This is a genomic window from Paeniglutamicibacter selenitireducens, assembly GCF_051550675.1.
Lineage (GTDB): Bacteria > Actinomycetota > Actinomycetes > Actinomycetales > Micrococcaceae > Paeniglutamicibacter.
Window position 1 is genome coordinate 1 of the sequence record NZ_JBPULF010000006.1, and the last position, 24,997, is coordinate 24,997.

Sequence of the window (24,997 nt, forward strand, 5' to 3'; positions counted from 1 at the left end):
CCCCCCCCCCCCGGCGCGGGGGGGGGGGGGGGGGGGGGGGGGGGGCCCCCCCCCCCCCCACCCCTCCAGCATGTGCCGCCCATATGGGCGACGGGCCCGGCTAGGCGGGCAGGGAGATGAGGCTGACCGGCTGGCCGGAGTCGGTGGAGAACTTCAACCCGGTCGGGCCTATGCCGGCGGCAACCAGCTGGGACCCCAGCGCGGCAACCATGGCCCCGTTGTCGGTGCACAGGCCGATGGGCGGCACCCGAAGCGCGATCCCCGCCGACGCGCAGCGCGCGGCAAGGAGTTCACGCAGCCGGGAATTGGCCGCAACGCCTCCCCCGAGCAACAGGTTCGTCAGCCCGTGCTCCTGGCAGGCCCGCACGGCCTTCGAGGTGATGACGTCCACCACGGCTTCCTGGAACGAGGCAGCGATGTCCGCGACCGGCACCTCTTCACCGCGCTTTTGGTACTGTTCCACGCAACGGGCCACGGCGGTCTTCAAACCGGAGAAGGAGAAGTCGTGGCGGTGTTTTCCGGGCTCCTCGGCGGTTCCCACGAACTTGGGGAGGGTCAGTCCGCGCGGGAAGCGGATGGCCTTGGGATTGCCTTCCTTGGCGATCCGGTCGATGGCGGGACCTCCGGGGTAACCCAGTCCCAGAAGGCGGGCCACCTTGTCGTAGGCCTCCCCGGCGGCATCGTCAATTGTCGCACCAAGCAACCTGACGTCGTCGGAAAGCGAGTTGACCTGCAGGATTTCCGTGTGGCCTCCGGAGACCAGGAGCGCGCCGAGGTTCTCCGGGAGCTTCCCGCCGTCCAGCACACCGACACCGACGTGGGCCACTAGGTGATTGATCGCATAGAGGGGCTTTCCACTGGCCAGCGCCAGGGCCTTCGCCGCGGCAACGCCCACCATCAAGGCTCCGGAAAGGCCCGGGCCGCTGGTGACGGCGATCGCGTCGATTTCTTCCAGGGAAACCCCGGCTGCCGAGAGCGCCGCCTCGAGCGTCGGAACGAACTCGTTCAGATGCGCCCGCGACGCGATTTCGGGGATCACACCGCCAAAGCGCACGTGCTCTTCCATGGAGGAGGCGACGGCGTTGACGAGCATTTCCGTGCCACGCACGATCCCCACCCCTGTTTCGTCGCAGGATGATTCAATGCCAAGAACAAGGGGATTGGAAACAGCCATAGCCATAATTCTAGGTCTCCTGACCCGGGGTAGTCGAAGGGGGCCGGTGCCGGACGGCACCGCCGTGCTATTCGGAAAGGAACAGGACCTTGCGCATGATGATCGCGTCCACCCCGTCACGGTAGTAGCGCGGACGCCGGTGGATCACCTCGAAGCCGTGCCGTTCGTAGAGACCCTGTGCACGCGGGTTATCCGCCCTGACCTCCAGCAACAGGTCGGTTGCGCTTTGCTCGACGGCACGCGCAACCATGGTCCGCAGCAGGTGAGTCCCGATCCCTCGCCCCTCGTAGGCCGGGACCACGGCGATCGTCTGGACGTCGGCGAGCGGCAGCACGCACATGAGCCCGCAGTAGGCCACGATGCGTCCCTCGTCCTCAACCACCCAGTAGTCGCGGGTCTCCGTCAGGGACAGTTCGTCCTCGAACATCGAAAGCGGCCAGGCGTCGACGGGGAAAAGCTCGGTTTCCAGGGCCCAAACAGCTGCCAGGTCGTCGTGGCGCATGGCCCTGGTGTGCAGCCCGTGGGCTGGCGCGGTTTCGCTCACAGCAGCTTGCCCTTCATGACAGCGGGGACCTTGGCATCCGATTCACGCAGGTACAGCGGCTCCGTGCTCAGCGGCTGCTCCCCCGCGGTAAGCTGGCGTGCGGCACGGGTGCCGATCGCCTCGGCATTGGGGTGCAGGTCCTCGAAGCCCTCCACCACAACGGCGCCGACGGCGCGGAGCCGTTCCGCGTAGAGCCCGGCTCCAGCTCCGTACACCGGGAGCGCCGGGATCTCCTCGGCGACCGTGACGAACGGGCCTGCCAGCAGCCGGCCCGTGGGAGCGTAGCGGGCCCAGTAAAGTTCCTTGCGGCGCGCGTCGATGGCAACGACGAATTCCGTGTCGGTGCCTTCCGCAACGGCCTGGAGTGCGACGGCGTCCAGGCTCATGACTCCGTGGACCGGGATGTTCCAGACGAAGCCCAAGGTCCGGGCCGTGGCAAGCCCCACGCGCAGTCCGGTGAACGGACCCGGCCCGACACCGACGGCGATGCCGGCAAGTCCCGACCCATCGACGCCTGCATGCTTCAGCAGGTGTTCGATGGCCGGGGCCAGCACCTCTGCATGGTCATTGCCGGAGTCCGAGGTGAAGGACCCCACAATGCGGATGTCCGCTGCATCGGCGACGTCCAGAAGCGCCGCCGACGCATTGGCCGAAGTGTCGATTGCCAGTAGATACACTGTCTATTTCCTTGAATTTTCGAAGTCTTGAAGGAGGTCGGCGAGCGCAAGGTCCCGTTCCCAGCGCGGCCCGTAGGCACCAATCACGATGGTGCGTGGTTCCTCGTCCTCGCCTTCGTGGAAGTCGAAGACCAGTTCCCCACCGGTATCGGAGGAGCCCGCGCGCTCCAAGGTGATATCGAGCCGGGAGTCGCTGAGCTGCTCGACCTTGCCCCGCCCCCATTCCACCACCGTGACCGACGACGCCATACTGCTTTCCAGGTCGAGGTCGTCAACCTCCCCCGCGCTTTCGAGCCGGTAGGCGTCGACATGAACAAGGTCCGGTCCCTGGGCAAGTGAAGGGTGGACACGAGACAGGACGAAGGTGGGCGAGATGATGCCCTCACGCACTCCGATACCAAGGCCCAGGCCCTGGGTAAACGTCGTCTTGCCGGCACCCAGCTCGCCGGCAAGCACCAGGAGGTCACCGGCCCGCAGCAACCCGCCCAGGCGCCGAGCGAAATCCTGCGTCTCGGCGACGTCCCGCACCTCTATCCGTGCCTCGAGGGCCGCTCCCCCGGCCACCGGTTCACTCACCCGATTCACCCCATGTGCCTTCCACCAACTGGCGGGGCACGCGCGGGGAGATGCGCGTGACGATTTCGTAGTTGATCGTTCCGGCGGCGTCGGCCCATTCGGTGACCTGCGGGCCGCCTTCGCCAAAGAGGACGACTTCCGCACCGAGGATCTCATCGACGTCGATATCCGGGCCCAGGTCCACCACGAACTGGTCCATGGCAATGGTGCCGCGCACCCGGTAGGTCGTGCCGTTGATGCTGACGGGTGCGTTGCTGGCGGCGCGGGGAACCCCGTCGGCGTAACCCATCGGGATCAACCCCAGGTAGGTGTCTTCGGTCGTGTGGTAGCGCAGTCCGTACCCGACGCCTTGGCCCGCAGGCACGCGCTTCACGTTCGCCACGCGGCTCACCAGTCGCATGGCCGGGCGCAGGCCGAAGCTCTCGGGGCTTTCGTTGTGGAAGGGGCTCAGGCCGTAGAGGCCCAGTCCCAGCCGGACCATGTCATAGTGCGCGTCGGGGCGCGACAGGATGGCCGGGGTGTTGGCAATGTGGCGCACCTCGAGGTCGAAGCCGGCGTCCTCTGCCAGCGCCACGGCTTCACCGAAGGCAGCGAGCTGTTCGTCTGTTTCCGGACGCTCTGGCTCATCGGCGACGGCGAGGTGCGAGAACACGCCAACGATGCGCATGAGCCCCTCTTCCTGGTAGCTTGCGGCGCGTCCCAGGAGTGCGTCCCAGTCGGCCGGCGAGCTGCCGTTGCGGCCCAAGCCGGTGTCGATCTTCAGGTGGACCCGGGCGGGCTGCGCGGCAGCCTCCGCGGCACGGGCCACGTAGTCGAGTTCCCAACCCGAGACGGCGATGTCGATATTCGCGGCGATCGCCTCCTCGAAGGGAGTGCCTTCGGTGTGGAGCCAGGCGAGCAGCGGTGCGTTGAGCCCGGCCTCGCGGAGCTTCAGCGCCTCGGTGACGTGGGCACAACCCAGCCACGTTGCACCGGCCTGAAGTGCTGCCCGGCCCACGGCGACGGCACCGTGCCCGTACCCGTCGGCCTTGACGACCGCCATGATCTTTGCGGGGGCAACGAGTTCGGACACGCGCTTGACGTTTTCGCGCACGTTCGCGAGGTCGACGATCGCTCGGCGCTCCCAGTTCGATGTCGCTGCCGGCTTCCGGTCGTGGGTCTGGTTCTCGGGCTGTTCAATTGATTGAGCACTCACCGAATGATTATCCCACCTTCGCCCCATGGTTGCTTCATGTGGGCCGACACGCCAGCACCGCCACGAAAACGCCCCGCTGCCTTGGACGAGGCAACGGGGCGTTGGAGAGTGCGGGTTTGGGCCGGACTAGTTCGTCCGGCTCTTGAGTTCGTCCCGGATCTCGGCCAGCAGCGCCAGCTGCGGATCCACGGGGGCTTTCACTTCTTCTTCCTCGATGCCGAACTTGGCCTTTTGCATGTCATTGAGCTTCTTCATGGGGACCACGACCACGAAGTAGATCGCAGCTGCCACCAGCAGGAAGTTCACGAGAACGGTGAGGAAGGCACCGAACTGCACTTCGATGCCCGGTCGAATAGTCCATACCAAGAAGGCATCGAAATTCGGTGAGCCTACGAGACCTGCAATCAGCGGCATGATGATCTTGTCGACCAAGGCGGTGACGACGGCGCCGAACGCCCCGCCAATGACAACGGCTACGGCAAGGTCGACGACGTTGCCCTTCATGATGAAATCTTTGAATCCCTTAAGCATGAGCCCAGCTTTTCACAGAACACGGGCACTTTTAATGGTTTGACCCGCAGTTTCCCCAAAATTCGGCTCGCGGGCCGCCAATTCAGATCTTGCGCAGCAGCATTCTGCGGATGGAATGGTCCGCCGATTTGCTGAGCACCAGCTGGGCCCGCCCGCGCGTGGGAATGACGTTTTCGCGCAGGTTCGGTTCGTTGATGCGCTTCCAGATTCCGTGCGCGGTTTCCCTGGCTTGCTCATCGCTCAGGTTCGCATAGCGGTGGAAGTACGATGCGGGATCGGAGAACGCGCCGGAGCGCAGTTTCATGAACCGGCTGATGTACCACTCTTCGATGTCGGCGGTGCGCGCATCGACGAACACCGAGAAATCGAAGAAATCGCTCAACGCGAGTCCCGCGATTCCGTCCATGCGTGGACGCGCCGGTTGGAGTACGTTGAGCCCCTCGACAATCAGCACCTGCGGAGAACGCACCACGACTTCGCGGTCCGGAACGATGTCGTAGGTCAGGTGCGAGTACCACGGCGCACGGACCTCGGGGGCCCCGGACTTCACTTCGGAAACGAAACGCAGCAACCGTCGGCGGTCATAGGATTCGGGGAACCCCTTGCGGTGCATGATCCCGCGCTTTTCAAGGTCTGCGTTTGGATACAGGAATCCATCGGTGGTGATCAGCTGCACGTCAGGGGTGTCGGGCCAGCGACGCAGCAGCTCCTGCAGCACGCGCGCGGTGGTCGACTTCCCTACGGCAACGGATCCGGCGACGCCGATCACGAACGGGGTGCGGCTGGTTTTCTCGCCAAGGAAGGTGTTCGTGGCCTGGTGAAGTGAAGCAGCACCTTGGACATAGAGGTTCAGCAACCGCGAGAGGGGCAAGTAGACCTCGCGGATCTCCTCGAGGTTCAGCTGTTCGCCCAAGCCACTAAGCCGCTGCAGGTCAGCTTCGTCGAGCGGCTGCTGCATTTCGTTGGACAGACGCGCCCATGTCTGACGGTCCAATTCCACGAAGGGTGTCGCACCGAAGTCGACCGTACGCTGTCCATTCACGCCTTGAATTGTGCCAAGAAAGCCCCTCTTAACCCAAACTTCCACGAATGGATGCGCCGGACCGGCATGGCAAAGCCCATACGGATGCTGCGCTCACTCACGGCGAAAATGAACATTTCGGTGGTTCCCGGCATGTAGTCTTTTTTCATGTGTGGAATCGTTGGATATGCAGGTAACCCAGAACGTACGGCCTCTCACGGCGCGCTCGACGTCATTGTTGAAGGCCTCCGTCGCCTCGAGTACCGTGGCTACGACTCGGCGGGTGTCGCCGTCGTCACCGAAAACGGCGTAGACACGCGAAAGAAGGCCGGCAAGCTCGCCAACCTCATCGCCAACCTCGACGAGAACCCGTTGCCGGAATCAGTCACGGGCATCGGACACACTCGTTGGGCAACGCACGGCGGCCCCACCGACCTCAATGCGCACCCGCACAAGGCCGACAACGGCAAGCTGGCGCTGATCCACAACGGCATCATCGAGAATTTCGCGGAACTGAAGTCGCTGATGCTCGCTGAGGGCATCGAGTTCCTCTCCGACACCGACACCGAGGTTGCTGCTGCCCTGCTCGGTTCCGTGTACCGCGGCGCAGGCGAGGGCGACCTCACCCGCTCCATGGAGCTGACCGCCCGCCAGCTCGAAGGCGCCTTCACCCTGCTGGCCGTGCACGCGGACCACCCCGGCGTTGTCGTTGCCGCGCGCCGCAACTCCCCGCTTGTTCTCGGCCTGGGCGACGGCGAGAACTTCCTGGGCTCGGATGTCTCGGGGTTCATCGACTTCACTCGCCGTGCGGTGGAGCTTGGCCAGGACCAGATCGTCACCATCACCCCGGAATCCCACCGCATCACCGACTTCTTCGGCAACCCGGCCGAGGGCAAGGAATTCTCGGTCGACTGGGACGCAGCGAGCGCCGAGAAGGGCGGCTACGCCTCCTTCATGGAGAAGGAAATCAACGACCAGCCGGCAGCCGTCGCCGACACTCTGCTGGGCCGCTCGGACGCCTTCGGCCGCCTGACCCTCGACGAGATGCGCATCGACCCCGAGGAACTCGCCAAGGTCACCAAGATCGTCGTTCTCGCCTGCGGCACGTCCGCCTACGCGGGTTCGGTAGCCAAGTACGCCATCGAAAACTGGTGCCGCATTCCCGTCGAGGTCGAGCTGTCCCACGAGTTCCGCTACCGCGATCCGATCGTGGACGCGAACACCCTGATCGTCTCCATCTCGCAGTCCGGCGAAACCATGGACACCTTGATGGCCCTCCGCTACGCCAAGGAGCAGGGCGCCAAGACGCTGTCGATCTGCAACACCAACGGGTCGACGATTCCCCGCGAATCCGATGCAGTGCTCTACACGCACGCCGGACCGGAAATCGCAGTGGCCTCCACCAAAGCCTTCCTGGCGCAGATCACCGCCACCTACCTGCTGGGCCTGTACCTGGCTCAGCTGCGCGGCAACCTGTTCTCGGGTCAGATCAAGGACATCCTTGCCGACCTCGGCAAGATCCCGTCCAAGATCCAGGACATCCTGGACCGCGGCGAGGAGATCAAGGCCCTCGCGCGTTCCATGGCCGAGGCCAACTCCGTGCTCTTCCTGGGTCGCCACGTCGGCTACCCCGTCGCCATGGAAGGTGCACTGAAGCTGAAGGAAATCGCCTACATCCACGCCGAGGGGTTTGCCGCTGGCGAGCTGAAGCACGGCCCGATCGCGCTGATCGACGAAGGGCAGCCGGTCTTTGTCGTGGTTCCTTCCCCGCGCGGCCGCGATTCGCTGCACTCCAAGGTCGTCTCCAACATCCAGGAAGTCCGTGCCCGCGGCGCCAAGACCCTGGTCATCGCCGAGGCAGGCGACGAATCGGTGCGCGCGTTCTCCGAGTTCGTCTTCTACGTTCCGGAAACCCCGACCCTGTTGATGCCGCTGCTGGCAACGGTTCCACTGCAGCTCTTCGCCTGCGAGCTGGCCTCGGCCAAGGGCCTTGACGTCGACCAGCCGCGCAACCTGGCAAAGTCCGTCACCGTCGAGTAGCACTCACCGCAAGGGTGTTGGTTCCGTTCCCGCGAGGGTACGAAACCAACACCCTTGCTGTTTAACCGGCCCCTCCCCCAAACCATGCCGGCCCGCCACGGAGCACGGTTGCGGTCGAGGTTCCGACAATCGCGCATCCAATAGCAGGAGACTGTTCAACCAGTGGAATTATCTACCGGTTTCACTCCTGCGCATGAGCGGATCAGCGCTGGCCGGCAAACATTCCCTTGATGAGTTCGGCCTGGCCCAAGTGTTTGGTGGTCTCCGAGAGGACACTGACGAGCCGGACCCCAGCGGTCACCGGCGGATCCCACCGCCGGTCGACAACCACCTCGAAATCGCCGGCCTCCAGCCTGTCGAGCACGGTTTCCGTGAGTCCGTGCACCGAACGGCAGTAACCAAGCAGTCGTCCGGCGTCGAACATCCCGAAGGCATCGACCTGCCCGCGGCTGTGGCCGTATCCCGTGTCAAGCACGCCGTAGGGCAATCCGAAGCCCGACTGCCACCCCTCTGCAATCCAGCACTGCTCCATGGGGTCCCCCGGCCACAGGTTGTCGGCAAGGTGGACGAGATGGTCGTCCTGCACTCGGGTCAGGTGCCAGATGAGCCACCCGATGTGGTTGGTGCCCGGCGTGGGCCTGAAGCTCAGCAGCTCGGTTCCGGCGGAGGCAAGCAGGTCGCCTGTCCCCTCCATGACCCGGGAAAAGCCGTCACGCAGCAACGCGCAGGCCACGGTGTCCTTGGTCATTTCGCCCTCCAGGCAACGCTGGTCCCCGCCGGCGGATGGAGCCGGCCACTCCGCTGCACACCAGCCAAGACTCGTCCACGGGTCGCGAAAGGTCAAGGGCTGTTTCGGTCCGGCATCGCCTTCGCGGATACACTCAAGTGCATGATCGTGGGAATTGGTGTTGATGTTGTTGAGGTATCCAGGTTCAAAGCGCAGCTGGAGCGCACGCCCGCACTCATCGAACGGTTGTTCGTCCCCGCGGAACGCGACCTGCACGTACGGTCGCTGGCGGCCCGCTTCGCAGCCAAGGAAGCCATCGCCAAGGCACTCGGTGCTCCGGCCGGGATGAACTGGCAGCACTGCCAGATCGTCAAGGACGAAGCGGGAGACCCCCAGGTGCTGCTGGACGGCTCCGTCGCCGAAGTAGCCGAGGCCAAGGGCATCCTCTACTGGCACCTTTCCATGAGCCACGACGGCGACCTTGCCACGGCCATGGTGGTTGCAGAGCGCTGAGCGCCCCACAAGATTGGTGGTGGGAACGGGCTTCCTGCGGCAGGCACGCAGCAACGAATAGGACACGGGCCGGGCAGAGTCGGTAGTCTGTCACTATGATTCCCGTGTACAGAGGTTCCCAGGTACGTACGGCAGAAATCCCACTGGTACGTGGGTCCGGGGCTTTCCGGCTGATGCGATTGGCGGCGGATGCGCTGGCCCACCACGCGGTGCTGATGCTTCGCGAGCATCCGGGGAAACTCTACGGATCTCGGGTCATCGGCCTGGTGGGTCCCGGAAACAACGGCGGCGACGGGCTCTACGCGATGGCCACCCTGGCCAAGCGCGGGGTCAAATGCACCGCCGTGCTGCTCGAGGAACGCGCCCACCCCGAGGCCATGAAGGCCTTCACCCGGGCCGGCGGGCGCACTTCCGACGCCTCGCAGCTTCCCCTGCTGCTTGAGGACTGCGACCTGGTGATCGATGCCGTCTACGGCACGGGTCTGCGTCCCGGCGCGAACTTGCCGGAGATCCCGGCCGGCGTACCCGTGCTGGCCTGCGACCTGCCCAGCGGAGTCGACGCAGACACCGGGGCCGTCTCCCCCGGTGTCATCGCCGCGGACCGCACCGTGAGTTTCGGCGCCCTGAAGACGGGCCTGGTCGTGGGAGCGGGCCACCTTGTCTCGGGTCGCATCAACGTCGTGGACATCGGGCTGCGCGAGACCCTGCCGGCTCCCGAAGCCTGGGTGGTGCAGGGCGAGGACCTTGGGGTGCTGCTCAACCGCCCCACCGGCTGGCGGGTGCCCGGCCAGCACAAGTACCAGAGGGGCGTGTTGGGCCTGCTGGCCGGCTCCCAGCGCTACCCCGGGGCCGCGGTGCTCGCGGCACGGGCCGCCGCCTCCAGCGGCCTGGGACTGCTGCGGAGCATGGTTCCCGAGCAGGTAGCGCCGGCCCTGTCCGCCGCGGTTCCCGAGGCTGTTCCCCTCACGCAGCACGAGCTCACATCACTGCTCACCCACAGCCGGCGCAACGACCGTGAAAACGCGAAGCGCATCGGCGCCTGGGCGGCCGGCCCGGGTCTGGAAGATACCCCGGAGAACCGCAAGACCCTGGCCCAGATCCTGGCCGCCGACACCCCCTGCGTGCTCGATGCCGGGGCGCTGGGCATGGTTGAGCCGGGGGAAAACCACCAGTTGCGGATCCTGACCCCCCACGGCGGCGAACTGCATTCCCTGCTCTCAAAGGCAGGGGTCCGGGTGGGTGCGTCGGACATCGCCGAGGACCCCCTGCGATGGGCCCGCTGGGCGGCCGTCGCCTACGACTGCGTGATCCTGCTCAAGGGCCCGGCGACGATCTGCACGGCACCCGACGGCTACACGCTGATCGTGCACGCGGGCACGCCGGAACTAGCAACGGCCGGCAGCGGGGATGTGCTGACCGGACTCCTGGGGACACTTGCCGCAGCCAGCAGCCTGCCGCCGAAATCCTCGGGGTCCCACGCCATGCACCGGCTGACCGACATCGCGGCAAGCGGGGCCCTCATCCACGCACACGCCGGCGCGCTGGCGGCGCTGGAAGGCACGCTCGGCGCCGCGGAACTGCTCAGGGCGCTTCCGGCCGCAGCCCGCGACCTGGGGCTCTGAGACGCGCCCCAACGCCTCACGCAGCAGGCAAACCGACGGGCCCCGGCCCCGCTCCACCTGGAAGCGGGACCGGGGCCCGTCGTCGTTCCGGAAGGCAGGGCCCGATCAGGGCTGTGCGTCCAAGGGGGCGTAGTGCTGGCCCATGCCGACGATTTCCCACCCGGCGGCTTCCCACGTCGCGCGGTCCAGGACGTTGCGGCCGTCGATGATGCGCCGTGAAGCCACCAGCGGGTCGAGATCCTGCGGCGTCAGCTTCCTGAACTCTTCCCATTCGGTCAGCAGCAGCACCGCGTCGGCACCGGCGACGGCCTCGGTGAGACCCGGGGCGTAGTCGAGGCGCGGGAAGCGGGCCGCGGCGTTGGCGCTGCCCTTGGGGTCGTGGACCGACACCTCGGCTCCGGCGTTGTAGAGCCGCACGGCGATGTCCAGGGCCGGCGAGTCGCGCACGTCGTCGCTGTCCGGCTTGAACGTCACGCCCAGGACGGCGATCTTCTTGCCGGCCAGCTCCCCGTTGAGCATCGCATGCGTCAACCGCACCACGCGTTCACGGCGACGCAGGTTGATCTCGTCGACCTCGGCCAGGAACCCCATGGTGTGGGTCAGGCCGAGTTCGCTGACGCGGGCCTGCAGCGCCCGGATGTCCTTCGGCAGGCAACCCCCGCCGAACCCGACACCGGCGTTGAGGAACTTCCGCCCGATGCGCACGTCGTGTCCCAACGCGTCCGCAAGCGTCGTGATGTCCCCGCCGATGGTCTCGGTGACCTCCGCGAAGGAGTTGATGAAGGAGATCTTCGTGGCAAGGAACGCGTTGGCAGCAACCTTCACCAGCTCGGCCGTCTCGAAGTCGGTGACGATCAGCGGGGTGTCGGCGGCCAGCGCCGTGGCGTAGACCTCTCGCAGCGTCTGCACGGCCCCGGCGTCTTGCGCACCGATCACCAGGCGGTCCGGTGTCATGGTGTCGGCCACGGCGAAGCCCTCGCGCAGGAACTCAGGGTTCCAGGCCAGGGCGATCCGGGCCTCCGGGTGCGCCTCGGCCTCGATCAACGCCGCCAGGCGCCGCGCCGTGCCCACCGGCACCGTCGACTTGCCCACGATCAGGGCCTCGCCCCGGATCCTGCGGGCCAGTTCCCGAACCGCGGAATCGACGTAGCGCAGGTCCGCTCCGTGCCCGTCCGCGCGCTGGGGCGTTCCGACGCCGACGAAGTGGATGTCCGCCCAGGCGGCGACCTCGTCGTAGTCAGTGGTGAAGCGCAGCCTGCCCGATGCCACATGTTTGCGCAACAGCTCAGGCAAGCCCGGCTCGTGGAAGGGCAGCTGGCCCAGGGCCAGCGAGGCGATCTTCGCCTCGTCGATGTCCAGGCCGACGACCTCGAAACCCAGCTCTGCCATGCATGCGGCGTGTGTGGCCCCGAGGTACCCGGTGCCCACCACCGAAATTTTCAACGTCATGCCCGTGGGACACCCTTTCCAAGTCTTGTGCTCGCTTCCTGCGGCACGGTCTTATGCGTGTGGCCGGGTGGGAGGGACCTCGGTCCGCTCCCCCCGGCCACACGGAACAGCGTGGTTTTCTAGAGCGCCAGCTCGCGTGAAACGACATCCGCCAACGACTTGGCGATGTCCTCGGCGACCGACTGCGAGGTCGCCTCCACCATGACCCGGACCACCGGCTCGGTGCCCGAGGGGCGCAACAGCACCCGACCCGATTCGCCAAGCTCGGCCTCCGCCGCGGCAACGGCGTCCGCAAGCACCGCGTTCGACGGCGCTGCCGCCTTGTCCACGCCCTTGACGTTGATCAGGATCTGCGGAAGCACCGTCATCGCGCCGGCAAGCTCCTTCAGCGTTTTGCCCGTGGCGTTGACCCGGGCGGCGATCTGCAGGCCGGTCAGCACGCCGTCGCCGGTCGTGGCGTAGTCGGCGAAGATCACGTGGCCGGACTGTTCGCCGCCGAGGTTGTAGTCGCCTTCGCGCATGCCCTCCAGCACGTACCTGTCCCCCACGCCGGTCTCCTTGACGGTGATCCCGGCTTCGCGCATGGCGATCTTCAGCCCCAGGTTGCTCATCACCGTGGCGACGAGGGTGTTGTCCTTCAGCACGCCCAGGTCCTTCATGGCGGTCGCCATGATCGACATGATCTGGTCGCCGTCGACGACGGTCCCCTCGTGGTCGACCGCCAGGCAGCGGTCGGCGTCGCCGTCGTGTGCGATTCCCAGGTCCGCCTGGTGCTCGACCACTGCGGCTTGGAGGTTCTCCAGGTGCGTGGATCCGTACCCGTCGTTGATGTTGATGCCGTCGGGTTCAGCCCCGATGACGATCACCTTGGCGCCGGCCGCGGCAAACACCTCGGGAGAGCAGCCGCTTGCAGCGCCGTGCGCGCAGTCAAGGACGATCTTCATCCCGTCCAGGCGGTTCGGCAGCGACTGCAGAAGGTGCATGATGTAGCGGTCCTCGGCATCGGCGAAGCGGGCAACGCGCCCCACGTCCCCACCGAGGGGACGGTACTTGGGCTTGTCCATGGCCGCCTCGATCGCGTCTTCCAAGGCGTCGTCCAGCTTCTTGCCTCCACGGGCCAGGAACTTGATGCCGTTGTCCGGCGCCGGGTTGTGCGAGGCGGAAATCATCACGCCGAAATCCGCACCCAGGTCCGCCACAAGGTACGCGGCGGCCGGTGTCGGCAGCGTTCCGGCATCGTGCACGTCGACGCCGGAGGAAGCGAGCCCCGCCTCGATGGCAGCCGAAAGGAAGTCGCCACTGATCCGGGGATCCTTGGCCACCACTGCCAGGGGCCTTCGCCCGTCGCTTATTTGTTCATGCCCCAGAACCATCGCGGCTGCCTGCGAAAGCGCCATCGCCAATTCCGGGGTCAAGAGTTCGTTTGCTTTTCCGCGGACACCGTCTGTCCCAAATAACCTTGCCATCGTCATCCATCATAGGGCCACAAGTCCCGCGCGGCCGGTATCTTCGTGCGTCGGCATCAACTCAATACCCGATATGCCAGCGATGTTTGCCACACCACGGTCCCTTAAACGGGCGAAGGGCCCAGGGAAAATCCCTGGGCCCTTCGTCTCGGGCAACTGCCCGAGGCAAGCGGTTTAGCGCTTGGAGAACTGCGAAGCCTTGCGGGCCTTCTTGAGACCAGCCTTCTTGCGTTCGATGACGCGTGCGTCACGAGTCAAGTAGCCGGCCTTCTTCAGCGGCGCGCGGTTGTTGTCGCGGTCGATTTCGTTCAGCGAACGGGCAATGCCCAGACGCAGAGCGCCGGCCTGGCCCGAGGGGCCGCCACCGTGGATGCGTGCGATGACGTCGTAGGCGCCATCCAGTTCGAGGAGCTTGAACGGCTCGTTGACATCCTGCTGGTGCAGCTTGTTCGGGAAGTAGTTTTCCAGCGTGCGACCGTTGAGGGTCCACTGGCCGGTGCCCGGAACAACGCGCACGCGGGCGATGGCCTGCTTGCGACGGCCGACAGCTGCGCCTGCAACGGTCAGTGCCGGACGTTCCTTGACAACAACGGCTTCTGCCGATGCGGACTCCGAGGTGTAAGAAGCCGGAGCTTCACCCTCGAATTCGGTGATCTCTTCAGTGTTCTGAGCCACGATAATCTCCTAAAGTATTCTTCTCGGGGCCCAGCGCTACTGCGCGACCTGGGTGATTTCGAAGGTCGTCGGCTGCTGTGCAGCGTGCGGGTGCTCTGCACCGCGGTAGACCTTCAACTTGGACAGCTGCTGTGCAGCCAGGGAGTTCTTCGGAAGCATGCCCTTGATGGCCTTCTCCACAGCCTGAACCGGGTTCTTCTCAAGAAGTTCGGCGTAGGTAACGGACTTCAGGCCGCCCGGGAAGCCCGAGTGGCGGTAAGCGCGCTTGTTTTCGAGCTTGGCGCCGGTGAGGGCAACCTTCTCGGCGTTGATGATGATGACGTGGTCGCCCATGTCCATGTGGGGGGCGAAGGTAGCCTTGTGCTTGCCGCGCAGCAGGGTTGCGGCCTGGACGGCGAGGCGACCAAGGACAACGTCCGAGGCATCAATGATGTGCCACTGACGGGTCTGGTCGGCCGGCTTTGGAGTGAACGTACGCACTGTAATTGCCTTTGTTTATTGGTTACTGGTCAAGCACATCCCTGGAATGCGGCTGTGAGATCCACAATCCATAGAATGCGCCGTGTTTCGATGCGCTGTAACCAGTTCGCCAGGTGAGGACTGAAAAGACCGGCCGTCCATGAATGTTCGCAATCCCCGCAGACCAGTGGCTCTGCAACTGAGCCGTCACGCGAAGAAGGTTGTGTCGAACAAAGGACACGCACAACAGCCAATAGTCTATCGGATTAAACCCACCTCTACCAAAGTGCGTGGCGTGAGCCCCGCTACGTTGCCCCTGTGGCGGGGCTGGCGGAAGCATTCGTGGCGTCCGGGAGGCAGCCTTCAAACTCCTGTGTCGCGCAGTTCCGGAAGGTCGGTGGTGATTTCGTGGGGCTTGCGCCTGGTGCGGGTAAGCTCGGCGCGCGACGCGATCTCGTCCACGTCGTCTGGATAGGCGATTTCCTCCAACACCAACGCACGTGGATCGGCGAGGAAGCTCTTCGCGTCTCGAACGGCGGCCTCCAGGCGGTGGGCCACCCAGCCGGGTTTCTCGCGCCCGTCCCCGACGGTCAGGCACGCGCCGATCATGGCCCGGACCATGTTGTGGCAGAAGGCATCGGCCTTCAGGTGGGCCACGATGATCCCGGATGCGTCCCTTTCGAAGCTGAACTCGGTAAGCGTTCGAATGGTGGTTGCTCGTTCGCGGGGTTTGCAGAAGGACAGGAAATCATGCCGACCCAGCAGGCTTGCGGCCTCGGCATTGAGGAGCTCTACGTCGACGTCCTTCTTGTGCCACATGGTGTAGGCCCTGGTCAGCGGGTCAAACCGGTCCGGTCCGTCGGCTATGCGGTAGGAGTAGCGGCGCCACAGCGCCGAGAAACGGGCGTCAAACCCCACGGGGGCGCGGTATGCCTCGTGCACGAGGATGCTTCCGCCGGTGCGCCCCAGGACTCCGCGAAGCCTGCGCACCAGGGCATGGCCCGGCTCCAGCTTGGCGCCGCGCGCCAGGCCTGCGTACTCCGTCTCCGTGAGGTCGAAGTGTGTCATCTGGTTTCGGGCATGAACCCCGGCGTCGGTGCGTCCGGCAACGGTCGTCCTGACCGGGCGGCGGATGAGCATCGCCAATGCATCCTCAAGGGCTCCCTGCACCGAGGGCAGACCGGGCTGCAACGCCCAGCCGTTGTACGAGCTGCCGTCGTACCCCAAGCGCAGGCACATGCGCACCGTGGCGGGCTCGGAAAGGCCATCCACTGGCGCCAAGGCAGGGTGGTTGATGTTCGACTCTGTAGTGCTCATTGGCGCTTTCCCGGTTCGGTTGCCACGCGGTTCCGCGGTGCAACCGCAAACCACGTCGCCTCGGTCTACATATCGAGTGCTCGCCGACCGCGCCGAGGCGTTGGATATTGAATTAAAACATTGGCCCGGTGCATAAGTGCACCGGGCCAATGATTCAGCTATTGCCGAGCAGACAAGGACTAGGCCTTGTTCTCCTCTGCAGCTTCGGTTGCTTCGGTCTCTACGACCTCTTCAACCGGAGCAGCCTTTGCGGCAGCCTTTTCGGCTTCCTTCACAACGGCCTGCTTCGGGGAAACCGGCTCCATGACCAATTCGATAACAGCCATCGGGGCGTTGTCGCCCTTGCGGTTGCCGATCTTGGTGATGCGGGTGTAGCCACCCGGGCGCTCAGCCATAAGCGGTGCGATGTTCTCGAACAATTCGTGAACGATCGACTTGTTGGTGCGGCTGCGCGAGGCAATGACTGCCTGGACGCGGCGACGCGAGGCCAGGTCGCCACGCTTTGCGAAGGTGATCAGACGCTCAGCGTGCGGACGAAGGCGCTTGGCCTTGGTCAGCGTGGTGGTGATGGACTTGTTCTCGAACAGCTGCGCGGACAGGTTCGCGAGCATCAAACGCTCGTGAGCTGCGCTGCCGCCGAGACGCGGACCCTTTGGCGGGGTAGGCATAGTGTTCTCCTAATATGGTGGCCTTCGCGACCCGGGAAAGCCCGGGCGCGAAGGTTTAAGTTCTGTAGCGGGTAGCTAAGAAGTCTTAGACTTCTTCGTCACCGTAGACGTCATCGTCGCCAATGGCTGCGGCACGTGCGGCCAGATCAAAGCCCGGAGGGGAATCCTTCAGGGCCAGACCCAGATCGATCAGCTTCGCCTTGACCTCGTCGATGGACTTCGCACCGAAGTTGCGGATGTCCATCAGGTCTGCCTCGGAGCGAGCAACGAGTTCACCCACGGAGTGGATGCCCTCACGCTTGAGGCAGTTGTACGAACGAACGGTCAATTCGAGGTCTTCGATCGGCAGCGCCATGTCGGCTGCGAGTGCGGCGTCCGTCGGGGACGGGCCGATCTCGATGCCTTCAGCGGCGGTGTTCAGCTCGCGTGCCAGGCCGAACAGTTCAACCAGGGTGGTACCTGCGGATGCAACAGCATCGCGCGGGGCAATCGAATCCTTGGTTTCAACATCGACAATGAGCTTGTCGAAGTCGGTGCGCTGTTCAACACGGGTGGCCTCCACGCGGAAGGTCACCTTCATTACCGGCGAGTAGATCGAATCCACGGGGATACGACCGATCTCGGCGTCCGCGTTCTTGTTCTGCGAGGCAGAAACATAGCCACGGCCACGCTCGATGGTCAGTTCCATGTCGAACTTGCCCTTCGCGTTCAAAGTCGCGATGTGCAGGTCCGGGTTGTGGAATTCAACGCCAGCTGGCGGGGTGATGTCGGCTGCGGTAACGACGCCCGGGCCCTGCTTGCGCAGGTAGGCGACGACCGGCTCGTCATGTTCGGAGGACACCGAGAGGCTCTTGATGTTAAGAATCAGCTCGGTGACGTCTTCCTTCACGCCGGCTACGGTGGTGAACTCGTGCAGTACTCCGTCGATCCGAACGCTGGTGACAGCTGCACCAGGGATGGAGGAGAGCAGGGTACGGCGAAGCGAGTTACCCAAGGTGTAGCCGAAGCCAGGCTCCAACGGTTCAATTACGAAACGGGAGCGGTTCTCCGCTACGACTTCTTCGGTCAGGGTGGGGCGCTGTGCAATAAGCACTTACATTTCCTTTCAGCGAGCGTCCGCTATATGACGCAACACAGGGGGTGGAAACGACGTAAGCCTCGTCGGCGTTCGTCTGGTTCGGTCTGGCTTGCCGTGGCGATCCTGCCGCCGTGTCAAAACCCTGAGGATGATGAACACGGCGGCAGGAAAGCCAGACAGTCAATTAGACGCGGCGACGCTTTGGCGGGCGGCAACCGTTGTGAGCGCTTGGGGAAACGTCCTGGATGGACCCAACCTCAAGGCCAGCAGCCTGCAGCGAACGGATCGCGGTTTCGCGTCCCGATCCCGGGCCCTTGACGAAGACGTCAACCTTGCGCATGCCGTGCTCCTGTGCGCGCTTTGCAGCGGCCTCGGCGGCCATCTGAGCAGCGTACGGAGTCGACTTGCGCGAGCCCTTGAATCCAACCTCGCCGGCCGAAGCCCAGGAGATTACAGCACCGGTCGGATCCGTGATGGAAACGATGGTGTTGTTGAAGGTGCTCTTGATGTGCGCCTGTCCCAGCGCGATATTCTTTTTGTCCTTGCGACGCGGCTTGCGTACCGCTCCACGAGTCTTGGGGGGCATTCTTACTCCTACGAGAAATTTGGCTTAGTCGACCGCTAGATTTAGCGGGACTTCTTCTTACCGGCGACGGTACGCTTCGGGCCCTTGCGGGTACGGGCGTTAGTCTTGGTGCGCTGACCGCGGACCGGCAGGCCCTTGCGGTGGCGGATGCCTTCGTAGGAGCCGATTTCAACCTTGCGGCGAATATCAGCTGCCACTTCACGGCGGAGGTCACCCTCAACCTTGAAGCTGCCTTCAATGAAGTCACGCAGCTGAACCAGCTCAGCGTCGGTCAGATCCTTGACACGAGTGTTCGGGTTGATCCCGGTCTCGGCAATGGTCTGTTCTGCACGGGTCTTGCCCACGCCGTAGATGTAGGTGAGCGCAATGATCACACGCTTTTCGCGTGGGATGTCTACGCCAGCTAGACGAGCCATATGCTATGTCTACCTTTCGATGTGCGGAGGTCTTAAGCAGTACATCCTGATTACCCAGGCCCCGGCCTCCGTGCCGAGGGATGCATCGCGCGTTTGGATGCTGTACTGCCGATTTCATTACTACGCGCAGGGGTTTCCCGTGAGGGAAATTAGCCCTGACGCTGCTTGTGGCGTGGGTTTTCGCAGATCACCATGACTCGACCGTTACGTCGAATCACCTTGCACTTATCGCAGATCGGCTTCACGCTAGGGTTAACCTTCACGGCTTACTCCTTTGGCGGTTGCGGTTTCAGTGGAGCGTAACTACCTTCGTCGCCCGGATTCCCCGAGGGGAACCTGGACAATGAAAAGTCTTTACTTGTAGCGGTACACGATACGGCCGCGGTTGAGGTCGTACGGGCTGAGTTCCACCACTACGCGATCCTCCGGGAGGATTCGGATGTAGTGCTGGCGCATCTTTCCCGAGATAGTTGCAAGCACAACGTGTCCATTGGGCAGCTCAACACGGAACATCGCATTGGGCAGCGCCTCTGATACGGTGCCTTCTACCTCGATGACACCCTCTTTCTTGGCCATATCCTCCGCTAACTTTTGTTGTCGGCAACATTTATCACCGACAGGTTTATGGTTCTGGCCGTCGTTCACCCGGAAACCCGAGCAATTGCTTTTGGGCACCAAGGAACAGACAACCAACAGTCAAGCCTACGCGGTGGGTGGCTTAAAGGGAAATCCCCTCGGGTCCGCACTTTAGTTAGTTTGCCCACACCCGCGACGGGTCGAAGCAGGCACACAAGTCCGTAAACGCGACGACGTGCCGGGTCGGAGGAACTCACGTGGACAAAAGTGGGACGGGTTCAAGAACGCCGGCCCACTTCGCTGATCCGCTTGCTAAGGCACGATCGGGGACGGTGTCACTCCGAAGGGAGCAAGACCAGCTACTCCCCCGTCGTGCGCCGTCAGAACCCAAATGCCGCCCATGTGCACTGCAACACTGTGTTCCCACTGGGAGGCTCGCGCGCCGTCAACCGTGACTACCGTCCAGTCGTCCTCGAGCACCTTGGTCTCGAGGTCACCGCGAACGAGCATCGGTTCGATCGCCAGGCACATGCCCGGCTTGACCCGGGCGCCACGGTGGCCGGTGCGGTAGTTCAGCACGTCCGGTGCCTGGTGCATTTCCGAACCGATGCCGTGGCCAACGTAGTCCTCAAGAATGCCCAACGGCGCCCCCGGCACGGAGGAAACGAAGTCGTCGATGGCATCGCCAATCTGTCCGACGAAGCGGGCCTCGGCAAGAGCAGCGATACCGCGCCACATGGCTTCCTGCGTGACGTCGGAGAGCCTCTGGTCCTCGGGGTCGGCGGTACCCAGGATGACGGTGCGGGCGGAGTCCGCATGCCACCCGTCGACGATGGCGCCTCCGTCGATCTTGAGCACATCGCCGTCCTTCAGCACGTACTCGCTCGGGAAGCCGTGGACAACTTCCTCGTTGACGGAAGCACAGATGGTTGCCGGGAAGCCGTGGTAGCCCTTGAAGTTGGACTTGGCTCCGTGGCGTTCCAGAACTGCTGCGAACACGGAATCGACGTGTGCCGTCGTGACACCGATTTGCGCCGCGGCAACCGCCTCATCCAAGGCTTCGGCCAAAACCAAGCCGGCTTCACGCATCTTCAGGATCTGCTGGTTGGTCTTGTACTCGATTTTTGGTTGGCCGAAAGCCATGTTGATTGTCCCTTCGAAGACTGGTTACCTCCATTATCGCAAAAAGCCGCGGGGACCTGCACGCTATGTGCGGATCCCCACGGCTTATTGCTTACTGTCTTGCCTTAGGCCTTCTGGGCCAGTGCGTCAAGGACGCGGTTGGTGACTTCATCGATCTCGCCGATTCCGTCGACCTGGCGCACGATGCCGCGCTCCTGGTAGCGGTTCACTACGACTGCGGTTTCCGCGTGGTAGAGGCCGAGGCGGTGGCGGATGACGTCTTCGGTGTCGTCCGCGCGGCCCTCGATTTCCGCCCGCTTGAGCAACCGGACAACGAGTTCCTCATCGTCGGCGGTGAGCTGCAAGACGGCGTCCAGTTCGACGCCGGCGTCGGAAAGAATCGAGTCAAGCTCGTCGACCTGGGCGCTGGTGCGGGGGTATCCGTCGAGCAGGAAGCCGTCCTTGACGTCTTCCTGGGACAGACGGTCACGCACCATCGAGTTGGTGACGGAGTCGGGAACGAAGTTCCCTGCATCGATGTACTTCTTGGCTTCGATGCCGAGGGGGGTTCCGCCCTTGACGTTGGCGCGGAAGATATCGCCCGTGGAGATTGCCACAACGTTGAGGCGCTCCGAGATACGTACGGCCTGGGTGCCCTTGCCGGCACCCGGCGGTCCAATGATCAAGAGTCTGGTCATCGCAGAAGTCCTTCGTAGTGTCGCTGCTGCATTTGCGCATTGATTTGCTTGACGGTTTCCAGACCCACACCAACCATGATGAGGATCGAGGTTCCGCCGAACGGGAAGTTCTGATCGGCGTTGAAGAGCACGAAGGCAATCAACGGAATCAGTGCCACGAATGCCAGGTAGATGGCACCCGGGAGAGTGATGCGGCTGAGCACGTATTCAAGGTACTCGGCCGTGGGGCGCCCGGCGCGGATGCCGGGGATGAAGCCGCCGTACTGCTTCATGTTGTCCGCAACCTCGGTCGGGTTGAACGTGATGGCCACGTAGAAGTAGGTGAAGCCCACGATCAGCAACGAGTAGACAACCATGTACAGCGGGGAGGATCCGGAGAAGTGGGTCGAGATCCACAGGGCCCAGTCCGGAAGCGTTCCGTCCTGGCGCGTGTTGAACGTGACCAGCATGCCGGGCAAGGCAAGCATGGAGGAAGCGAAGATCACGGGGATCACGCCGGCCATGTTGACCTTGATCGGAATGTAGGTGGAGGTTCCGCCCACGGTGCGACGGCCAACCATGCGCTTGGCGTACTGGACCGGGATGCGTCGCTGTGACTGCTCGACGAAAACGACCAGGGCGATGACGGCGAGACCCACGAGTACGACGCCGGTGAAGGCGCCCCAGCCCTGGGACTTGATGATGGCACCCATGGAGACCGGGAATCCGGAGGCAATGGAGGTGAAGATCAGCAGGGACATGCCGTTGCCAATGCCACGCTCGGTTGCCAGTTCACCCATCCACATGATCAGGCCCGTACCGGCCGTGAGCGTGATGATCATCAGCACAATCACGATCAGGCTCTGATCCGGAACGATCGGCAGCTGGCAGCTCGGGAACAGGGTACCGCTGCGTGCCAGGGAGACAAGTGTCGTTGCCTGGAGCAGGCCCAGGGCGATCGTCAGGTAGCGGGTGTACTGCGTCAGGATGGCTTGGCCGGACTGGCCTTCCTTGTGCAGTTCCTCGAAGCGCGGAATAACCACGCGCAACAGCTGAATAATGATCGAGGCCGTGATGTAGGGCATGATGCCCATGGCGAAGATCGATACCTGCAGCAACGCTCCGCCACTGAACAGGTTCACGAACTGGTAGAGACCGCCGCTGGTGTTGCCGGCGGCCAGACACTGCTGGACGTTTGTGTAGTCCACGCCGGGTGCAGGAATGTACACACCGGCGCGGTAGATCGCGATGATGGCGAGCGTGAACAACAACTTGCGTCGCAGGTCAGGCGTCCGGAATACCCGGGCAATGGCGCTAAACAAGCGTCCTCCTGAATGGTGGTGGCCGGGATACCCGGAGATGACCTATCGATTCTACCGGGTGACTAGCGTTACTAACCAAATGCGCCGCGGCAAAAGTGAAATGAATCCCATGCAAGACTGAAAATTCCGGACAGGATTCGACGCACTCCCCCGGGCTCGCTGGAACATGCCGGTGTATCGAGATGACAAAAAGAGGGGTTCCGGGAACCCGTTTCCGGATTCCTGAAACCCCTCTTTCAGCTATGCGATCAAGAGATCACTTAGCTTAGAGCTCTACAGCCGAACCGCCGGCTGCGACGATCTTCTCTGCTGCGGACGAGGAGAAGGCGTTGACCTTCACATCGACCTTGACGGTGAGCTCGCCCGAGCCAAGGACCTTGACTGGCTCGTTCTTGCGAACGGCGCCCTTCGCGACCAATGCCTCAACGGTGACCTCGCCACCTTCCGGGAACAGCTCCGAGATCTTGTCCAGGTTTACAACCTGGAACTCGACGCGGAACGGGTTCTTGAAGCCGCGAAGCTTCGGAAGGCGCATGTGCAACGGCAGCTGGCCGCCGGCGAAACCGGCCTTGACCTGGTAGCGTGCCTTGGTGCCCTTGGTACCGCGACCAGCGGTCTTACCCTTGGATGCCTCACCACGACCCACACGGGTCTTGGCCTTCTTGGCACCTTCGGCCGGACGCAGGTGGTGTACCTTCAATGCGTTTTCTTTTTCAGCCATGATTACTTCGCCTCCTCAACCTTTACGAGGTGCGGAACCGTGTTGACCATACCCACGGTCACGGCGTCAGCGGTACGGGTCACGGTGTGACCGATGCGCTTCAGACCGAGCGAGCGAAGGGTGTCGCGCTGGTTCTGCTTGCCACCAATGGTGGACTTGATCTGGGTGATTACCAGCGTAGCGTCGCTAGGGACAATGTTCTTTGCCACTACTTACGCACCTGCCTTCTGGTTCTGGATGTTGCGAAGCATCTGCTCCGAAACAACTTCGTCCAGCGGCAAGCCACGACGGGCGGCAACAGCCTGGGGCTCTTCAAGAGCCTTCAGTGCGGCAACGGTGCCGTGAACGATGTTGATCTGGTTGCTCGAGCCCATGGACTTGGACAGGACATCGTGGATGCCTGCACATTCCAAGACGGCGCGAACCGGACCACCGGCGATAACGCCGGTACCCGGCGATGCCGGACGGAGGAGGACAACGCCTGCAGCGGCTTCACCCTGCACTAGGTGCGGGATGGTGGTGCCGATGCGCGGAACGCGGAAGAAGGACTTCTTGGCTTCTTCGACGCCCTTGGCAATTGCTGCAGGAACTTCCTTGGCCTTGCCGTAGCCGACGCCAACGAGACCGTTGCCATCGCCAACAACAACAAGTGCGGTGAAGCTGAAGCGACGACCACCCTTGACGACCTTGGACACGCGGTTGATAGCTACAACGCGCTCAAGGAACTTGTCCTTGTCTTCGTTGCGGCTGTCCTTCGAATCGCGGCCACGGCCACGACCCTCGCCACGGCCACGGCCTTCGCCACGGCCACGGCCTTCGCCGCGACGAGCGCCGGCGTTCTCCGTGGCGGGAGCAGCAGCAGTCTCGACTGCCTCAGTAGCTTCAGACACCTGAGTTTCCTTCTTGTTAGTTGCTTCGCTCACAGTGCCAGCCCACCTTCGCGTGCACCTTCAGCAACAGCAGCCACGCGACCGTGGTACTTGTTGCCGCCGCGGTCGAAGACCACAGCTTCGATGCCGGCAGCCTTGGCGCGCTCGGCTACGAGCTCGCCAACGCGCTTGGCCTTGGCGGTCTTGTCGCCATCGAAGGCGCGCAAGTCGGCTTCAAGCGTGGACGCGAACGCCACGGTGATGCCCTTGCTGTCGTCAACGATCTGAACGAACATGTGGCGTGCCGAGCGGTTAACGACCAGGCGCGGACGCAACTCGGTGCCGGTGATGCGCTTACGAACGCGCAGGTGGCGGCGGCCGCGTGCGGCAGCCTTGCTCTTACCCTTGATTCCGATAGCCATGGTTTACTTACCAGCCTTTCCGACCTTGCGGCGGATGATTTCGCCAGCGTAGCGAACACCCTTACCCTTGTACGGGTCGGGCTTGCGGAGCTTGCGGATGTTGGCGGAAACTTCGCCAACCTGCTGCTTGTTGATACCGGAAACGGTGATCTTGGTGTTGCCGTCTACAGCGAAGGTGATGCCCTCCGGTGCTTCAACAACAACCGGGTGCGAGAAGCCGAGGGCGAACTCGAGAGTCGAGCCCTTCAGTGCAACGCGGTAACCGGTACCGTGGATTTCCAGCTTCTTTTCGTAGCCAGCGGTGACACCGATGATCATGTTCTCGATCAGGGTGCGGGTCAGGCCGTGCAGCGAACGCGAATCGCGCTCGTCGTTCGGGCGAGACACGGTGACGATGTTCTCTTCGAGAGCAACGGCAATCGGGCTTGCTACGGTGTGGGACAGTTCGCCCTTGGCGCCCTTGACGGAGACAACGTCGCCGTCAATCTTGAGCTCGACGCCGGCAGGAACAGTGATCGGAAGACGTCCAATACGTGACATGGTTTCTTTCTCCC

31 protein-coding genes are annotated in these 24,997 nt (G+C 63.6%); 3 read left to right on the plus strand and 28 right to left on the minus strand.

Translation table 11 applies throughout. From position 1 onward, the window contains the following. Positions 1-100 precede the first annotated feature (100 nt). From tsaD to ACSYDW_RS11490, 8 genes are all read right to left on the minus strand, one after another. On the minus strand, positions 101-1,174 hold the full coding sequence (gene tsaD / locus ACSYDW_RS11455) for a tRNA (adenosine(37)-N6)-threonylcarbamoyltransferase complex transferase subunit TsaD (RefSeq protein ID WP_438338872.1): 1,074 nt from the start codon (positions 1,172-1,174) through the stop codon (positions 101-103). Positions 1,175-1,241: 67 nt separating this feature from the next. Next, positions 1,242-1,676, minus strand: coding sequence for a ribosomal protein S18-alanine N-acetyltransferase (gene rimI, locus ACSYDW_RS11460; protein ID WP_438339079.1), 435 nt, complete (start codon positions 1,674-1,676; stop codon positions 1,242-1,244). A 38-nt stretch (positions 1,677-1,714) separates the two neighbouring features. Continuing rightward, the gene (gene tsaB, locus ACSYDW_RS11465; RefSeq protein ID WP_438338873.1) at positions 1,715-2,395 is read right to left on the minus strand and encodes a tRNA (adenosine(37)-N6)-threonylcarbamoyltransferase complex dimerization subunit type 1 TsaB; all 681 of its coding nucleotides are present in this window, start codon (positions 2,393-2,395) and stop codon (positions 1,715-1,717) included. 3 nt (positions 2,396-2,398) lie between these two features. After that, positions 2,399-2,971 carry a tRNA (adenosine(37)-N6)-threonylcarbamoyltransferase complex ATPase subunit type 1 TsaE gene (tsaE, locus tag ACSYDW_RS11470; protein ID WP_438338874.1) on the minus strand — a complete coding sequence of 191 codons (573 nt, stop codon included), beginning with the start codon at positions 2,969-2,971 and terminating at the stop codon, positions 2,399-2,401. Next, positions 2,964-4,151 (minus strand): alanine racemase, encoded by a 1,188-nt coding sequence (gene alr, locus ACSYDW_RS11475; protein ID WP_438339080.1) that lies wholly within the window; start codon positions 4,149-4,151, stop codon positions 2,964-2,966. Before alr ends, tsaE begins: the two co-directional genes overlap by 8 nt. Before the next feature lie 141 nt (positions 4,152-4,292). After that, the gene (mscL, locus tag ACSYDW_RS11480) at positions 4,293-4,697 is read right to left on the minus strand and encodes a large conductance mechanosensitive channel protein MscL (RefSeq protein WP_438338875.1); all 405 of its coding nucleotides are present in this window, start codon (positions 4,695-4,697) and stop codon (positions 4,293-4,295) included. A gap of 82 nt (positions 4,698-4,779) precedes the next feature. Beyond that, positions 4,780-5,739, minus strand: coding sequence for a type I pantothenate kinase (gene coaA, locus ACSYDW_RS11485; protein ID WP_438338876.1), 960 nt, complete (start codon positions 5,737-5,739; stop codon positions 4,780-4,782). Further along, positions 5,736-5,888, minus strand: coding sequence for a hypothetical protein (locus tag ACSYDW_RS11490; RefSeq protein ID WP_438338877.1), 153 nt, complete (start codon positions 5,886-5,888; stop codon positions 5,736-5,738). Before ACSYDW_RS11490 ends, coaA begins: the two co-directional genes overlap by 4 nt. Here ACSYDW_RS11490 and glmS point away from each other — a divergent pair. Next, entirely contained in the window at positions 5,887-7,758 is a 1,872-nt protein-coding gene (gene glmS / locus ACSYDW_RS11495) for a glutamine--fructose-6-phosphate transaminase (isomerizing) (protein ID WP_438338878.1), read from the plus strand. The genes ACSYDW_RS11490 and glmS overlap by 2 nt on opposite strands. A gap of 202 nt (positions 7,759-7,960) precedes the next feature. Here glmS and ACSYDW_RS11500 read toward each other — a convergent pair whose 3' ends face one another. Next, a complete protein-coding gene (locus tag ACSYDW_RS11500; protein WP_438338879.1) occupies positions 7,961-8,506 on the minus strand; it encodes a mycothiol transferase in 546 nt (181 codons plus the stop codon). 141 nt (positions 8,507-8,647) lie between these two features. Between ACSYDW_RS11500 and ACSYDW_RS11505 the strand changes: the two genes are divergently transcribed. Continuing rightward, a complete protein-coding gene (locus tag ACSYDW_RS11505; protein ID WP_438338880.1) occupies positions 8,648-8,998 on the plus strand; it encodes a holo-ACP synthase in 351 nt (116 codons plus the stop codon). Positions 8,999-9,171: 173 nt separating this feature from the next. Further along, positions 9,172-10,620: an NAD(P)H-hydrate dehydratase gene (locus tag ACSYDW_RS11510; RefSeq protein WP_438338881.1), complete on the plus strand. Its 1,449-nt coding sequence runs from the start codon at positions 9,172-9,174 to the stop codon at positions 10,618-10,620. Positions 10,621-10,725: 105 nt separating this feature from the next. On the opposite strand, the gene ACSYDW_RS11515 is transcribed toward ACSYDW_RS11510, so the two are convergent. The 19 genes from ACSYDW_RS11515 to rplF all read right to left on the minus strand — a co-directional run bounded on the left by ACSYDW_RS11515 (position 10,726) and on the right by rplF (position 24,983). Further along, positions 10,726-12,069, minus strand: coding sequence for a UDP-glucose dehydrogenase family protein (locus tag ACSYDW_RS11515; RefSeq protein ID WP_438338882.1), 1,344 nt, complete (start codon positions 12,067-12,069; stop codon positions 10,726-10,728). A gap of 119 nt (positions 12,070-12,188) precedes the next feature. Beyond that, on the minus strand, positions 12,189-13,535 hold the full coding sequence (gene glmM / locus ACSYDW_RS11520) for a phosphoglucosamine mutase (RefSeq protein ID WP_438338883.1): 1,347 nt from the start codon (positions 13,533-13,535) through the stop codon (positions 12,189-12,191). A gap of 174 nt (positions 13,536-13,709) precedes the next feature. Beyond that, positions 13,710-14,210, minus strand: a complete 501-nt coding sequence (gene rpsI, locus ACSYDW_RS11525) for a 30S ribosomal protein S9 (RefSeq protein ID WP_387526397.1) — start codon at positions 14,208-14,210, stop codon at positions 13,710-13,712. A 36-nt stretch (positions 14,211-14,246) separates the two neighbouring features. Continuing rightward, complete coding sequence (gene rplM / locus ACSYDW_RS11530) at positions 14,247-14,690, minus strand: 50S ribosomal protein L13 (RefSeq protein WP_209998382.1); 444 nt, start codon at positions 14,688-14,690, stop codon at positions 14,247-14,249. A gap of 342 nt (positions 14,691-15,032) precedes the next feature. Next, the gene (gene truA / locus ACSYDW_RS11535) at positions 15,033-15,986 is read right to left on the minus strand and encodes a tRNA pseudouridine(38-40) synthase TruA (protein ID WP_438338884.1); all 954 of its coding nucleotides are present in this window, start codon (positions 15,984-15,986) and stop codon (positions 15,033-15,035) included. Between the two features lie 179 nt (positions 15,987-16,165). Beyond that, positions 16,166-16,654 carry a 50S ribosomal protein L17 gene (gene rplQ / locus ACSYDW_RS11540; protein WP_438338885.1) on the minus strand — a complete coding sequence of 163 codons (489 nt, stop codon included), beginning with the start codon at positions 16,652-16,654 and terminating at the stop codon, positions 16,166-16,168. Positions 16,655-16,739: 85 nt separating this feature from the next. Then, a complete protein-coding gene (locus tag ACSYDW_RS11545) occupies positions 16,740-17,747 on the minus strand; it encodes a DNA-directed RNA polymerase subunit alpha (protein ID WP_209998403.1) in 1,008 nt (335 codons plus the stop codon). A gap of 169 nt (positions 17,748-17,916) precedes the next feature. Continuing rightward, positions 17,917-18,318, minus strand: coding sequence for a 30S ribosomal protein S11 (gene rpsK, locus ACSYDW_RS11550; protein ID WP_387526406.1), 402 nt, complete (start codon positions 18,316-18,318; stop codon positions 17,917-17,919). Positions 18,319-18,359: 41 nt separating this feature from the next. Beyond that, the gene (rpsM, locus tag ACSYDW_RS11555) at positions 18,360-18,734 is read right to left on the minus strand and encodes a 30S ribosomal protein S13 (RefSeq protein ID WP_438338886.1); all 375 of its coding nucleotides are present in this window, start codon (positions 18,732-18,734) and stop codon (positions 18,360-18,362) included. 149 nt (positions 18,735-18,883) lie between these two features. After that, entirely contained in the window at positions 18,884-18,997 is a 114-nt protein-coding gene (gene rpmJ, locus ACSYDW_RS11560; RefSeq protein ID WP_071894985.1) for a 50S ribosomal protein L36, read from the minus strand. Between the two features lie 91 nt (positions 18,998-19,088). Beyond that, positions 19,089-19,310, minus strand: coding sequence for a translation initiation factor IF-1 (gene infA, locus ACSYDW_RS11565; protein WP_068731548.1), 222 nt, complete (start codon positions 19,308-19,310; stop codon positions 19,089-19,091). Positions 19,311-19,622: 312 nt separating this feature from the next. Then, on the minus strand, positions 19,623-20,453 hold the full coding sequence (map, locus tag ACSYDW_RS11570; RefSeq protein WP_438338887.1) for a type I methionyl aminopeptidase: 831 nt from the start codon (positions 20,451-20,453) through the stop codon (positions 19,623-19,625). Positions 20,454-20,557: 104 nt separating this feature from the next. Then, positions 20,558-21,130, minus strand: a complete 573-nt coding sequence (locus ACSYDW_RS11575) for an adenylate kinase (RefSeq protein WP_438338888.1) — start codon at positions 21,128-21,130, stop codon at positions 20,558-20,560. Beyond that, on the minus strand, positions 21,127-22,431 hold the full coding sequence (gene secY / locus ACSYDW_RS11580) for a preprotein translocase subunit SecY (RefSeq protein ID WP_438338889.1): 1,305 nt from the start codon (positions 22,429-22,431) through the stop codon (positions 21,127-21,129). The genes ACSYDW_RS11575 and secY overlap by 4 nt, the downstream gene beginning before the upstream one ends. 265 nt (positions 22,432-22,696) lie before the next feature. After that, the gene (rplO, locus tag ACSYDW_RS11585; RefSeq protein ID WP_438338890.1) at positions 22,697-23,152 is read right to left on the minus strand and encodes a 50S ribosomal protein L15; all 456 of its coding nucleotides are present in this window, start codon (positions 23,150-23,152) and stop codon (positions 22,697-22,699) included. Positions 23,153-23,154: 2 nt separating this feature from the next. Beyond that, on the minus strand, positions 23,155-23,361 hold the full coding sequence (gene rpmD / locus ACSYDW_RS11590; protein WP_209998433.1) for a 50S ribosomal protein L30: 207 nt from the start codon (positions 23,359-23,361) through the stop codon (positions 23,155-23,157). A gap of 3 nt (positions 23,362-23,364) precedes the next feature. Next, positions 23,365-24,042: a 30S ribosomal protein S5 gene (rpsE, locus tag ACSYDW_RS11595; RefSeq protein WP_438338891.1), complete on the minus strand. Its 678-nt coding sequence runs from the start codon at positions 24,040-24,042 to the stop codon at positions 23,365-23,367. A gap of 29 nt (positions 24,043-24,071) precedes the next feature. Next, entirely contained in the window at positions 24,072-24,443 is a 372-nt protein-coding gene (gene rplR, locus ACSYDW_RS11600) for a 50S ribosomal protein L18 (RefSeq protein WP_387526421.1), read from the minus strand. Between the two features lie 3 nt (positions 24,444-24,446). Next, positions 24,447-24,983, minus strand: a complete 537-nt coding sequence (gene rplF, locus ACSYDW_RS11605; RefSeq protein WP_438338892.1) for a 50S ribosomal protein L6 — start codon at positions 24,981-24,983, stop codon at positions 24,447-24,449. Positions 24,984-24,997 lie beyond the last annotated feature (14 nt).